The organism is Pelomonas sp. Root405, assembly GCF_001425165.1.
In the GTDB taxonomy this organism is placed as follows: Bacteria; Pseudomonadota; Gammaproteobacteria; order Burkholderiales; family Burkholderiaceae_C; genus Pelomonas.
Genome location: NZ_LMDU01000018.1, coordinates 1 through 12,484, shown reverse-complemented (window position 1 = coordinate 12,484; position 12,484 = coordinate 1). Strand labels below are relative to the sequence as shown.

The 12,484-nt window shown below is 68.8% G+C and carries 8 protein-coding genes and 1 pseudogene; 5 read left to right on the top strand and 4 right to left on the bottom strand.

Annotated features, from left to right (window positions below; all coding sequences use genetic code 11):
• The first annotated feature begins 57 nt into the window (after window positions 1-57).
• The gene (locus ASC81_RS25450) at window positions 58-732 is read left to right on the top strand and encodes a glycosyltransferase (protein ID WP_156392428.1); all 675 of its coding nucleotides are present in this window, start codon (window positions 58-60) and stop codon (window positions 730-732) included.
• 52 nt (window positions 733-784) lie between these two features.
• Here the strand turns inward: ASC81_RS25450 and ASC81_RS25445 are convergent, their stop codons facing one another.
• On the bottom strand, window positions 785-1,588 hold the full coding sequence (locus ASC81_RS25445; RefSeq protein ID WP_056274003.1) for a glycosyltransferase family 2 protein: 804 nt from the start codon (window positions 1,586-1,588) through the stop codon (window positions 785-787).
• 123 nt (window positions 1,589-1,711) lie between these two features.
• Here ASC81_RS25445 and ASC81_RS25440 point away from each other — a divergent pair, with 123 nt between their 5' ends.
• Genes ASC81_RS25440 through ASC81_RS25425 form a run of 4 tightly spaced genes read left to right on the top strand, consistent with a single transcriptional unit; the run spans window position 1,712 to window position 6,492 of the window.
• A complete protein-coding gene (locus ASC81_RS25440) occupies window positions 1,712-2,443 on the top strand; it encodes a glycosyltransferase family A protein (protein ID WP_056274001.1) in 732 nt (243 codons plus the stop codon).
• Window positions 2,440-4,659, top strand: coding sequence for an FkbM family methyltransferase (locus ASC81_RS25435; protein WP_056273998.1), 2,220 nt, complete (start codon window positions 2,440-2,442; stop codon window positions 4,657-4,659). The genes ASC81_RS25440 and ASC81_RS25435 overlap by 4 nt, the downstream gene beginning before the upstream one ends.
• The gene (locus ASC81_RS25430; protein ID WP_056273995.1) at window positions 4,659-5,462 is read left to right on the top strand and encodes a hypothetical protein; all 804 of its coding nucleotides are present in this window, start codon (window positions 4,659-4,661) and stop codon (window positions 5,460-5,462) included. Before ASC81_RS25435 ends, ASC81_RS25430 begins: the two co-directional genes overlap by 1 nt.
• Window positions 5,446-6,492 (top strand): GSCFA domain-containing protein, encoded by a 1,047-nt coding sequence (locus tag ASC81_RS25425; RefSeq protein ID WP_082536828.1) that lies wholly within the window; start codon window positions 5,446-5,448, stop codon window positions 6,490-6,492. The genes ASC81_RS25430 and ASC81_RS25425 overlap by 17 nt, the downstream gene beginning before the upstream one ends.
• 7 nt (window positions 6,493-6,499) lie before the next feature.
• On the opposite strand, the gene ASC81_RS25420 is transcribed toward ASC81_RS25425, so the two are convergent.
• From ASC81_RS25420 to ASC81_RS27455, 3 genes and pseudogenes are all read right to left on the bottom strand, one after another.
• Window positions 6,500-7,276, bottom strand: a complete 777-nt coding sequence (locus tag ASC81_RS25420) for a DUF2306 domain-containing protein (protein WP_056273993.1) — start codon at window positions 7,274-7,276, stop codon at window positions 6,500-6,502.
• Between the two features lie 266 nt (window positions 7,277-7,542).
• On the bottom strand, window positions 7,543-11,775 hold the full coding sequence (locus tag ASC81_RS25415) for an S-layer family protein (RefSeq protein WP_255354466.1): 4,233 nt from the start codon (window positions 11,773-11,775) through the stop codon (window positions 7,543-7,545).
• A gap of 20 nt (window positions 11,776-11,795) precedes the next feature.
• A pseudogene (locus ASC81_RS27455) lies at window positions 11,796-12,484 on the bottom strand (hypothetical protein); the annotation flags it as partial.

Below are 12,484 nucleotides of genomic sequence, written 5' to 3'. Positions count from 1 at the left end.
GCTTCAGCGCTTCGCCGCCCGCACTCGATCACACAATGCGGGCTGAAAGGACACGCCTTGATCGACCTTGTCTGCGCCACCCGGTTGACCTCCGAAGAGTTCTGGGGCCGCTCCGCCCTGGGCCTGTCGCTGCGCCGCATGGTGCATGACGACCGGCTGAAGGCGCGCGTCTTCTACGAGAACCGCCGCGGCCTGCCGGCGCTCTACAACGAGCGCATCGCCGCTGCTGACGCCGCGCCGGTGCTCGCCTTCATCCACGACGACGTCTGGCTGGACGACTACTTCTTCTACGAGCATGTGATGGCGGCGGTGCATGCCTTCGACGTCATCGGCGTGGCCGGCAACAAGCGCCGAGCGCCGCAGCAGCCGTCCTGGGCCTTCCCCAGCATCAAGTTTGAATGGGACGAGCGCGCCAACCTGAGCGGCGTCGTCTCGCACGGGCCATCGCCCTTCGGCACCATCTCGGCCTTCGGCCCGGTGCCGGCCGAATGCGAGCTGCTCGACGGCGTGCTGCTGGCGGCGCGGCGCGATGTGCTGCGTGAAAAGCAGGTGGGCTTCGACGAGCGCTTCGACTTCCACTTCTACGACATGGACTTCTGCCGCTCCGCCCGCGCCGCGGGGCTGCGCCTGGCGACCTGGCCCATTGCGATCACGCACCAGAGCGAGGGTGGGTTCGGGTCGAGCGGCTGGCTGGAGAACTACAAGAAGTACATCGGCAAGTGGGGAGACTGATCATGCGCTGTGAGCGCAGCCTGTAGGCCAGCCGACCCGTATCCTCCGCCGGCTAGAACCACTCCACCGGCAACGCCAGCCCGACGCCCTGCAGCAGCCCCGCCCGCGCTGCCTTGAGCTCGGGCGTCGGCGCCGGCCAGCGGCGGTAGACATGCAGGAAGTCCAGCACGACGGTCGTGTTGTTCGACGCCTCCTGCTGGCCGCGCCGCGCACCGGGATTCACATAGTCCTTGTGCATGACGGCGCCGCCGCCGGGCACATGCACGGGCATGGCGCGCGAGCAGACGCCGAGCAGCCAGTCCCAGTCTTCCTGTGACGCCAGATGAGCGTCGAACGTCAGCCCCTGCAGCAGGCTGCGTCGGTAGGCCAGGCAGTGCAGGGGGATGAAATTCTTGACCCACAAGGTGTTGAGGTCGTTCAAGCCCAGCGCGCTGCTCTGGCGACCCAGCTCGGGAATGCCGGGCTGGGCGCGGTCCTCGGTGACGACGGTGATGTCGGTGAACAGCACGCGGGTGTCGGCCCGCTCGCAATGCGGCTTGAGCGTCGCAAGGTGATGCGGCTCGAAGCTGTCGTCGTCGTCCAGGAAGACCACCCATTCGCCGCGCGCCATGGCAAGGCCCCGGTTGCGGCTCTCGGCCGGGCCGTTCACGCCGGTGCGCTTCAGGAAAGTGTCGGCCGGCCCCAGGTCGCGGGCGACGACGGCGGCGGTGTCGGCATCCAGTGCGTCGGCCACCAGCACGATCTCGAAGTCCGCGCAGGTCTGGGCGCGCAGCGAGGCGATTGCGCGCGCCAGGGTGGCCGGGCGGTTGTGGGTGGCCATCACGACCGAGAAGAAGGGGGCGAGGGGCGCGCTCATGGCCGGCCATGCTAGCCCCGTGCCGGCGGGGCGCGCAGCAATGTTGTGCCGCAGTTGCCCTGCAGTTCGACCCATCGCGGCCTTGGGCGGCTCGTAATATCCCGCCAACTTCCTGGAGAGGCTGTGGCTTCCATCGCCGTCATCATTCCCACCACTGGCGACCCGCTGGTGCGCGAGGCCATCGCCTCGGTGCTGGCGCAGACCGCGCCGGACGTGATGCCCTTCATCGTCATCGACGGCCCGCGCTTTGCTCCGGCCTTCGAGGCCGCCACGGCCGGCATGGACCTGGGCCGCTGCCATGTCGTCACGCTGCCGGTCAATGTTGGCGCGGGTGGCTTCTACGGTCACCGCATCTATGCCGCCTTCTCGCACCTCGTCGACAGCGAGTTGATCGCTTTTCTGGACCAGGACAACCGCTTTCATCCCGAGCACTTGGCCGACCTGTCCGCGGCGCTGGCGGGCGGCGGCTGGGACTGGGCGTTCGCGCTGCGCCGCGTCGTCACGCCGGCTGGCGAGCCGCTGCTGGACGACGAATCGCAGAGCGTCGGCCCCTGGGGCTCGGCCAAGCCCTATCCGCTGGTCGATACCAACTGCTATCTGCTCAAGACCGAGGTGGCCCACAAGGTGGCCAGCTATTTCCATGGCGGCTGGGGCCAGGACCGGGTGTTCTACGCGGCGCTGTCGCAGCTCTTCCCCAATTTCGGCTGCTCGGGTGCCTTCACGGTGGACTACCGCACCCGTGAGGACCTGCAGCCCAAGGTCGTCGAACTGTTGACGCGCGAGAACGCGGCGATACGGCAGAAGTTCAACGGGCGCCTGCCCTTTGTCGGCCAGCCCACGAAAGCGGCAGCATGAAAGAAGACAGCAAGATCGAGAACCCCTGGATTGCCGCCGAATGTGTGCGCCTCGGCCTGGCGCCCAACCGGCTGAAGACCTTCCTGCAGGAGCAGTACGGCCAGCTTGGCGAAGACCTCATCGTCGAGGGCCTGCTGAAGGCGGCGTTTGCAACGCGGGGCCTGGCGCTCTCGGCCGTGCGCTACCTGGAGGTGGGTGCCAACCATCCGGTGCAGACCAGCAACAGCTATCTGCTGGCGCGCAAATGGGGCGGCAGCGGCGTGCTGGTCGAGGCCAACCCGGCGCTGATCGACGACCTGCAGCGCGCCCGCCCGCAGGACAAGGTGCTGCACCGGGCTGTCGTGCCCGACCCGGGCCTGACGCAGGTGACGCTGAACGTGGCCCAGAACACCGAGCTGTCGTCGGTCGACCTAGGGCATCTGCGCTCCTTCGGCCAGCTTGCGGCGGTGGACACGACGGTGAACGTCGCGGCCATCACGCTGGACCGCATCCTGGCCGAGCATTTCGACAGCGCACCGCATTTGCTGTCCATCGACATCGAAGGCATCGACCTGGCCGTGCTTGCCGCTTGCGCCTTCGAGCGCCGGCCCTGGCTGGTCATCACCGAGCCCTCGCGCCACTACCACCACGACGCCGAAACGGGCTTCCTGCAGGTCATGCAGTCCAAGCGTTATGTCGAGGTGGCGCGCACGGACTACAACCTGATCTTTGCGGACCGCGGTGTGTTCGACCTGCTCCAAACGCAGGCTGCAGCGCCCGGCGTGCGCCGCAGCTTCGACATCTTCGACACGCTGATCGCACGGCGCTGCATTCGGCCTGAAGGCGTGTTCGCCGAGGTCGAGCGCCGCAGCGGCCACGCCGGCTTCACGGCCGCGCGGTTGTGGGCGGAGCGCACGGTGGCCGAGCAGGAATATCAGCTCGCCGACATCCATGCGCTGGTCGCCCAGGCCCTCAGGCTGGACGCAGCGCAAGCGCAGGCATTGATGCAACTGGAGGTCGACGTCGAACTGGCCAACGTCGTGCCGGTGGCCGACGCCATCGCGCAGGTGCAGGACGACAGCCTGTTGATCACCGACATGTACCTGCCCGAGCCCGTCATTCGACAGCTGCTGGGGCGCGCCGGCCTGCCCGGCCACCTGACGCTGCTGCGCAGCGCCGCGGGCAAGCGCAGCGGCAAGGTCTGGGCCGCGCTGAAGTCGGGCGGCGAGGCGCTCTCCCACCTGGGCGACAACCCCACTGCCGACGTGCAGCAACCCCAGGCGCACGGTATGCAGGCGCGGCTGACGACGCAGGCGCTGCCCACGCCCACCGAGGCGGCCCTGCTGGCCGCAGGCCTGCCGCGCCTGGCCGAAACACTGCGCGTGGCGCGTCTGGGCACGGCACGCGGCGCGTTGCCGGACGACCTGGTGCGGCTGCAGTCGGAGCTGAACCTGCCGGTGCTGATGGTCAGCGCGCTGCACCTGCTCGCCACGGCCGGCGAGCTGCCGCAGTTGCGCCTGCTGTTCTCGGCCCGCGATGCGCGCTATCTGCAGACCGTCTACGACGCGCTGGCCGCCGTGCTGCCTGGGCGACACCCGAGTAGCCACTACTGGTACAGCTCGCGCCTGGCGCGTACCAGCGGCGACGCCGGCTACCACGCCTATTGCAAGGAGCTGATCGGGCCCGCCGCATGGCTGGTGGACCTGTGCGGCACCGGCGCATCGGTCCTCGCGCTGCGCGAGCGCCTGGGCCTGTCGCCCGAGCAGGCCCAGCTCTTCGTCTGCGAGTTCATCGATTCGCCCGAGCAGATCCAGTCGCTGATGCAGCGCTATGGCCTGCGCGACTGGCAGCCGCCGGCGGCCCTCTGGACCGACAAGATCCTGGTGCCCAACGAGGTGCTGGAGCTGTTGAACTATGTGCCCGAGGGCATGGTCAGCGGCGTGCGGGCGGTGCCTGGCGGCGTCGTGCCCGTACGCGAGCCGATGGCGTATGCGCCGGCCACCCTGGTCGGCGTGCAGGCGCAGCGCGACTACATCCACGCTTTCGTCCAGCACTTCGCGCGAGCCGATGGGGCCGCGCTGCTGGAAGAGTTCCAGCGCGCCGGACCGCAAGCCTGCGCGTCGCTGTCGGGTGTCGCGGCGGCACTGATGCCGCAGATGTCGCGTGTGATGGCGGCCTGGCTGCCGGATCACCGGCGTGCCGAGCAGGCCCTCATGGCGCGCTTGGGCGGCGGCTGATGCGCCGTTTCACGGCCATCGGCAGCTCGCACCTGTTCGGGTTGCTGCAGCAGTACGTCGCGCCGATGGAGTCGGGCCGCTTCCAGTCGGTCTGGGACACCGGCCAGCCCTTCGTTGCCGAGCTGCCGCTGGGCGTGCCGGGCTGGCGCGGCGACTTCGTGCTCTACAACACGCCGGTGGCCGGCCCCGCGCCACTGCTCAAGGAGCGGGTGCTCTACATCCCGCCCGAGCTGACGGCCGTGCTGGGCCACATCCCCGCCGGCGCAGAGGTCATCTTCTCGCTGCTGCGCGGTCAGGAGTTCGCCGTCTCACAGCTTGTCGACGACCCGTCGCATGCCGACTTCATCGGTGACGACGGCGGCTTCGAGGCGGGCCGGCGCTGGATGTCGCGCGAGGACGCGCTGGCCTGGGTGCGCAGCATCGCCGAGCCGTTGCTGGCGACGCATCTGGCACTGCGCCAGCAATTCCCGCAGGCGCGCATCGTGCACGTGCCAGCGCCGCCGCCCATCGAGGACGCGGCCCATGTCCTGGCCAATGCGGAAGGCTTCGGGCCGCTGTTCGCCGCGCACGGCGTCAAGCCCTTTGCGATGCGGCTGCGCGTCTACCGGCTGATGTATGCCGAGCTGGCCCGCCAGCTGGCCGAGCACGGCATCACCAGCCTGGCGCCGCCGGTCCAGGCGCTGACGCCGGCCGGTGGGCTGAAGGCTGAATGCGCGCGTGGCTGCCTGCATGGCAACCATCTCTACGCCCAAGGGCTGGCCGCTCAAATGACTGAGGTTCTGACGCATGTCGCATCCCTATGAACAGATGGGCGCCGAAGCCTTCTGGCGCAAGACTGTCAGCGCCCAGGCCTGGGGCCAGCTCGACTTCAAGCCGAGCACCAAGTTCAAGCTGACGCCTGCGCTGAAGATCGCCACGGCCGGTTCCTGCTTTGCGCAGCACATGGCCAGGCGGCTGGAGGGCTTCGGTCTGAGCCACTGGGTGGTGGAACAGGCTCCTGCGGGTCTGACGCCGGAGCGCGCCCGGGAGCTCCAGTACGGCGTGTTCTCGGCCCGCTATGCGAACGTCTACACGGTGCGCCAGCTGCGCCAGCTCGTCGAGTTCGCCTTCGGTCTGCGCGCTGACGACAGCCCCGTGCTGACCGATGGTGGCCGCTGCTTCGACGGCCTGCGTCCGCGCATCCAGCCGGGCGGCTACGACAGCCTGGCCGACCTGCGCGCCGACCGCGCCTGGCATCTGGCCCAGGTGCGGCGGCTGTTCAGCGAATGCGATGTCTTCGTCTTCACCCTCGGCCTGACCGAGGCCTGGGTGGAGCAGGGCAGCGGCATCGTCTTTCCGGTCTGCCCCGGCACGGCGGCGGGCGAGTTCGATGCCGCGCGCCATGCCTTCGTGAACTTCGACTACCCGGAGATCCTGGCCGACCTGGAATGGGTGCGCCAGTTCGTCGCCGGCGTGAACCCGGCGATGCGCTGGATCGTCACCGTGTCGCCGGTGCCGCTGGTGGCGACGGCGACGCAGCACCCGGTCATCGTCGCGTCGAGCTATTCCAAGGCCGTGCTGCGCGCGGTGGCCGGGCGCTTCGCCGATGCGCATGACGGCGTCGACTACTTTCCGTCCTTCGAGATCATCTCGTCGGCGCAGAGCTTCGGGCAGTACCTGGAGGACGACCTGCGCGAGGTGTCACCGCGCGGTGTCGACCATGTCATGCGCCAGTTCTCGGCCGCCTTCGTCGAGGGCGGCGAGCGCGTCAGCGCAGCGCCAGCCAGCATCGCCGCCCAGGCCGCCGCGGCGGCCCAGGTTGAGTGCGAGGAGCTGCTGAACGACCGGCCCTGATTGGGCGTCAGAGGATCCGCGGTAGCCACATCCCCATCGCCGCGCCGGCGATGCCGACGCCCGTGGCCAGGGTGAGCAGCCCGAGCGTCAAGGCCAGTGCCATGCCGCGGCCACGGGCGCGCAGGTAAAGCTCCAGCACCGCCAGCGGCAGCAGGAACTGCGCAAAGCTGAGCGCGTAGACGAAGGGGCCGGTGAAGGTCTTGGGGTCGAAGCCCACCGGCGCCTGCCAGACCATCAGCCACAGCATCAGGCCGACGCGGAAGAACCACACGCCGTTGACCACCATGAACAGGCGCAGTGCCCAGCGCCGATGCGCGTCGAAGCGGCGGGCCCGCGCATGCCGCCAGGCCAGCCATGCGAACGCGACGATGAGCACGCCGTTCAGGCTGATCGCCAGATGCATGGCCGTGCCGCCCACCGTGCCCTTCACCCAGACGAGGTAGAAGCCGCTGAGCGTGCCGAGCACGGCGCCGACCATGAAGACACGCCCCATCGTGCGGTGCACGGCTGGCGCGCGGCGGCGCAGCGCGGGGAGGAGCTGCAACACGCCGATGGCCGTCAGCAGCAGTGCGAACACGAGGTGGACGCTGAGCAGCGAGTTGCCCAACCAGTCGCCGGCCACCCAACGCGATTCGCCCGGCGGCCCACCGAGGGCAGCGCGGCCGTAGCTGATGCCGATGTAGCTCGCAAAGATGACGAGGCCGGTGGCCGCGACGAGGAACCAGAGCCCGGCCGCGGCGGCGACCGGACGGCTGGGTGGCGTGGAAGGGGTGGTCGTGATCATGGGTGTCTCCCGGTGGCGTTGCGACGGGGCGGATTCTTTTGGACAGCGCTAACCCGGTCGCCGCCGTGCCGACGGGCTGCATGACGGCTGCGACGAACTGCAGCCGCGTGCGACAGCCGCGTGTCGACGGTCGGCACGGCGTGCGCAGGCGGGCGGGCGACTTGCGGTCAGCAGACGAAGAACAGGCCCTGCGGATTGCTCCACAGGGCCTGGGTGGGCCGGCACCGCCGTGCCGGCGTCAGGAGATCAGTCGGTCTGAGCCGGCATTAAATCCAGTTCGCACCGTTGCGACGCTGCTCGTCGTCCTCGGCCAGCTTGCGGTCGATGGCCGCGAGGTGAGCGTCGGGCGCCGTGGGCAGCAGGCCGGCCTTGGCCAGCTCGGCCGGGGCCCCGCCCAGCAGCGGGTCGCTCGGCCCGGCGAGCACGTCGGTCAGGCTGACCGTCGTGGGCGCGCTGGCCTGCTGGGGCTGCACGTCCTTGGCGAACCAGACGTCGGCCATCTGGTGGCTGCTGCCATCGGTTGTCGTGTAGCTGGAGACCAGCCCCACGAGGTTGCCGTTGTCCATGCCCGTGCCCTTGGCCGCGTTCAGGTCCAGCGAGACGATGCCCAGGTCGGCCAGCGACTTCAGCTCGCCGCCGTCGGTCTTGCCGTCGTGGTCGGCGTCGACCCAGACCTGCAGCTGCTTCCAGTTGACGTCGCTGGCGTCGAGCGTGCCGTCGCCATTGCTGTCCTGGTCGGCCATGGCCACGTAGCCATCCTTGGCGCGCTTGCCATTGGCCAGGGTGGTGCCCATGCCGAAGAGTTCGCTGCCGTCATTGATGACGCCGTCGCTGTTGCGGTCCATGACGAGCAGGCCGTCACCGCCCGCAACCCAGCCGACCTTGTTGACCTGGCCAGTGCCGAGCAAGTCGAAGTCGACGCCTTGGGCCGCCGCCAACGTGTTGACGCCGCCGCCGTCCAGATCCAATGCGATCGGGGTGACCGCCAGGTAGGCGTTCAGCTGCGCGGCCGTCATCTCGCCGATGACCGCGCCGGTCAGCGCATCGAGCTGGGTCATGCTCATCGCGGCGATGTCGCGGGTTTCCAGGCCGCCGATCTGGTCGGTCGTGATCGACTGCATCTGGTCGGTCGTGAGCGCTGCCGCCTGCGCCGTAGTCAGGGCCGTGATCTGTGTGGCCTTCAATGTTGCGAACTGGTCGGTCACCAGGGACTGGATCTGCGTGTTCGTCAGCGCCGCGATGTTGGCGGTCGTCAGGGCGCGTAGGTCGTCCGTCTCCAGGGCCGCCACCTGGGCGTTCGTGAAGGAACGCACCTGGGTCGAGGTCATGACCGAGTACTGCGCGGCACTGAAGCTGTTCAGGTCTTCGGTCGACAGGTTGGCGATCTGGCTGGTCGACAGCACCGTCACGCGGCCGCCGAGACCCGTCAACTGGTCGGTCGTCAGCGCGGCCAGCTGGGCGTTGGTGAGCGCCTGGATGGATGCGGTGGACAGCCGGGCGATGTCATCGGACTCGATGGCGACGATCTGGTCGGTCGACAGCGACACCACCTGGGCGGTCGTCAGCACCGCCATCTGGGCCGAGGACAGCGCCGCCATGTCGGCCGCTTCGAAGCCATCGAGCTGGGCCGCCGACAGCGACTGGATCTGGCCCGTCGTCATGCCGGCGATGTGGTCGCTGGTCAACGAGGCGATCTGGTCGGAGCTCAGCAGGCCGAGCGCTGCCGTCGTCACCGCACGCAGGTCGGCGGTCTCCAGCACGCTGAGCTGGTCGGTCGTCAGCGCACCGATCTGCGTCGAGCTCATGACGGCGTACTGGTTGGTGCCCATCGCGACAAGGTCCTGGGTCTCCAGCGTGCCGACCTGGCCGGCCGTCAGCGCCGCGACCTGGCCGGTGCTCATGCGGGCGAACTGGTCGGTCGTGAACGCGTTCAGGTCGTCGCTGTTCATCGCAGCCAGCTGGCTGGTGGTGAGGCTGTTGACCTGGCCCGTCGTCAGCGCCTGCAGCTGGTCGCTGGTCAGGCCGTCGATCTGGGCATTGGACAGGGCGCGCAGGGCCGCCGTGGACAGCGACCGGAGGTCACCGGTCTCGATGGCGGCGAGCTGGTCCGTCGACAGGCCGAGCACCTGGGCCGAGGACAGCACGGCGATCTGGGCGCTGCCCAGGGCCGTCATGTCAGCGGCTGCCAGACCCTGGATCTGCACGCTGGTCAGCGAGCCGATCTGGCCGGTGCTCATCGCAGCGACCTGGTCGCTGGTCAGGCTGCCGAGCTGGTCGGAGCTGAGCGCGCGCAGGGCGGTGGTCGTCACCGCGCGCAGGTCGGCCGTCTCCAGCTTGGAGAGCTGGTCGGTCGTCAGCGCGCCGAACTGGGTGGAACTCAGCACCGCGAATTGGGCCGAGCCCATCGCATTGAGGTTGTCCGTTGCCAGGTTGCCGAGCTGGTTGGCCGTCAGTGCCTGCACCTGAGCCGTGGCCAGGCGGCCGAACTGGTCGCTGGTGAAGGCGTTCAGGTCATCGGTGTTCAGGTTGGTGATCTGGGCGGTCGTCAACGAGTTGACCTGGCCCGTCGTCAGCGCGCGCAACTGGTCGGAGGTGAGTCCATCCAGCTGGACGTTGGACAGGGCGCGCAGGGCGACGGTCGACAGGGAGCGCATGTCAGCCGCGTCAATGGCTGCCAACTGGTCAGTCGACAGCCCTTGAACCTGGGCCGAGTTCAGCACGGCAACCTGCGCGGACGTCATGGCCGTCATGTCAGCGACGTCCATGCCACCGATCTGTGTGCTGGTCAGCGCGGCGATTTGCGCGGTGCTCATGTTGGCGACCTGGTCACTGGCCAGGCTCTGCACCTGGTCGCTGGACAAGCTGCGCAGGGCTGCCGTCGTGACCGCGCGCAGGTCGGCCGTCTCCAGCTTGGACAGCTGGTCGGTCGTCAGCGCGCCGAACTGGGTCGACGTCATCACCGCGAACTGGGCCGAGCCCATGGCGTTGAGATTGTCGGTGGCCAGGTTGGCGAGCTGGTTGGCGCTGAGCGCCTGCACCTGGGCCGTGGCCAGGCGACCGAACTGGTCGCTGGTGAGGCTGTTCAGGTCGTCGGTGTTCAGGTTCTGTACCTGGCCCGTCGTCAGCGAGTTGATCTGCGCGGTCGTCAGCGCGCGCAGCTGGTCGGAGGTGAGGCCGTCAAGCTGGGCGTTGGACAGGGCGCGCAGGGCGGTTGTGGACAGCGACCTGAGGTCACCGGTCTCGATCGCCGCGAGTTGGTCGGTCGACAGGCCTTGGACCTGCGCCGAGGACAGCACGGCCACCTGGGCGGTGGTCAGTGCCGTCATGTCGGCGGCTTGCAGACCCTGGATCTGCACGCTGCTCAGGCTGGCAACCTGGCCGGTGGACAGGCCGGCGACCTGGTCGCTGCTGAGGCTCTGCACCTGGTCGCTGGACAGGCCGCGCAGGGCGTTGGTCGTGACTGCACGCAAGTCGGCGGTCTCCAGCTTGGACAGCTGATCGGTCGTCAGCGCGCTGAACTGGGTGGAACTCAACACGGCGAACTGGTTGGTGGCCAGCGCGTTCAGGCTATCGGTGCCCAGGTTGCTCAGCTGGTCGGTCGTCAAAGCGGCGACTTGTGCGGTGGACAGGCGGGCGATCTGGTCGCTCGACAGCACGTTCAGGTCATCGGTCGTCAGGCCGGCAATCTGCGGCGCCGTCGTCAACGCGTTCAGCTGGGCGCTGGTCAGCGAGCGCAGTTGGTCGCTGGTCAAAGCGTCGAGCTGGGCGACCGACAGGGCGCGGATGGCCAGCGTCGACAGCGAGCGGATGTCACCGGCTTCGATGGCCGCGAGCTGGTCGGTCGACAGCGCCTGCACCTGGGCCGAGTTCAGCACGGCGACCTGGCCGGTGGTAAGGGCCGCCATGTCAGCGGCTTGCAGGCCCTGAATCTGGGTGCTGGTCAAGCCGGCGACCTGGCCGGTGGACAGGCTGGCGACCTGGTCGCTGCTCAGGCTTTGGACCTGGTCGCTGGACAGGGCACGCAGTGCCGCGGTCGTGACCGCGCGCAGGTCGGCGGTCTCCAGCTTGGAAAGCTGGTCGGTCGTCAGCGCGCTGAACTGGGTGGAACTCAGCACGGCGAACTGGTTGGTGGCCAGCGCGTTCAGGCTGTCGGTGCCCAGGTTGTTCAGCTGGTCGGTCGTCAAAGCGGCGACTTGTGCCGTGGACAGGCGGGCGATCTGGTCGCTCGACAGCACGTTCAAGTCGTCGGTCGTGATGCCGGCGATCTGGGGCGCCGTCGTCAGGGCGTTCAGCTGGGCGCTGCTCAGGGCGCGCAACTGGTCGCTGGTCAGGGCGTCGAGCTGGGCCACTGACAGGGCGCGGATGGCCGCGGTCGACAGCGAGCGGATATCACCGACCTCGATGGCGGCCAGTTGGTCAGTGGACAGCGACTGGACCTGGACGGAGGACAGCACCGCTACCTGACCGGTGGTCAAGGCTGCCATGTCGGCAGCTTGCAGACCCTGGATCTGTGTGCTGGTCAGCGAAGAGATCTGGCCGGTGCGGTGCTCAGGTTGGCGACCTGGTCACTGCCCAGGCTCTGCACCTGGTCGCTGGACAGGCCACGCAGAGCCGCGGTCGTGACCGCACGCAGGTCGGCCGTTTCCAGCTTGGAGAGCTGGTCGGTCGTCAGCGCGCTGAACTGGGTCGACGTCAGCACCGCGAATTGGGCCGAGCCCATGGCGTTGAGGTTGTCGGTGGCCAGGTTGCCAAGCTGGTTGGCGCTGAGCGCCTGCACCTGGGCCGTGGCCAGGCGGCCGAACTGGTCGCTGGTAAGGCTGTTCAGGTCGTCGGTGTTCAGGTTCTGCACCTGAGCCGTCGTCAGCGAGTTGATCTGGGCGGTCGTCAGCGCGCGCAGCTGGTCGGAGGTGAGGCCGTCGAGCTGGGCGTTGGACATCGAGCGCAGCGCGACCGTCGACAAGGCGCGCATGTCGGCGGCGTCGATGGCGGACAGCTGGTCGGTGCTCAGGCCCTGGATCTGGGCCGAGTTGAGCACGGCGACTTGGGCCGACGTCATGGCCGTCATGTCGGCGGCGTTCATGCCACCGATCTGGGCGCTGGTCAGCGCGCCGATCTGGCCGGTGGACATGTTGGCGACCTGGTCGCTGGCCAGGCTCTGCACCTGGTCGCTGGACAGGCCGCGCAGGGCGTTGGTCGTGACCGCACGCA

Bases quoted from the DNA above. Each gene is read 5' to 3' on its own strand.
- ASC81_RS25420 (WP_056273993.1), bottom strand. From the start codon at position 7,276: ATGATCACGACCACCCCTTCCACGCCACCCAGCCGTCCGGTCGCCGCC.
- ASC81_RS25435 (WP_056273998.1), top strand. From the start codon at position 2,440: ATGAAAGAAGACAGCAAGATCGAGAACCCCTGGATTGCCGCCGAATGT.
- ASC81_RS25430 (WP_056273995.1), top strand. From the start codon at position 4,659: ATGCGCCGTTTCACGGCCATCGGCAGCTCGCACCTGTTCGGGTTGCTG.
- ASC81_RS25425 (WP_082536828.1), top strand. From the start codon at position 5,446: ATGTCGCATCCCTATGAACAGATGGGCGCCGAAGCCTTCTGGCGCAAG.
- ASC81_RS25445 (WP_056274003.1), bottom strand. From the start codon at position 1,588: ATGAGCGCGCCCCTCGCCCCCTTCTTCTCGGTCGTGATGGCCACCCAC.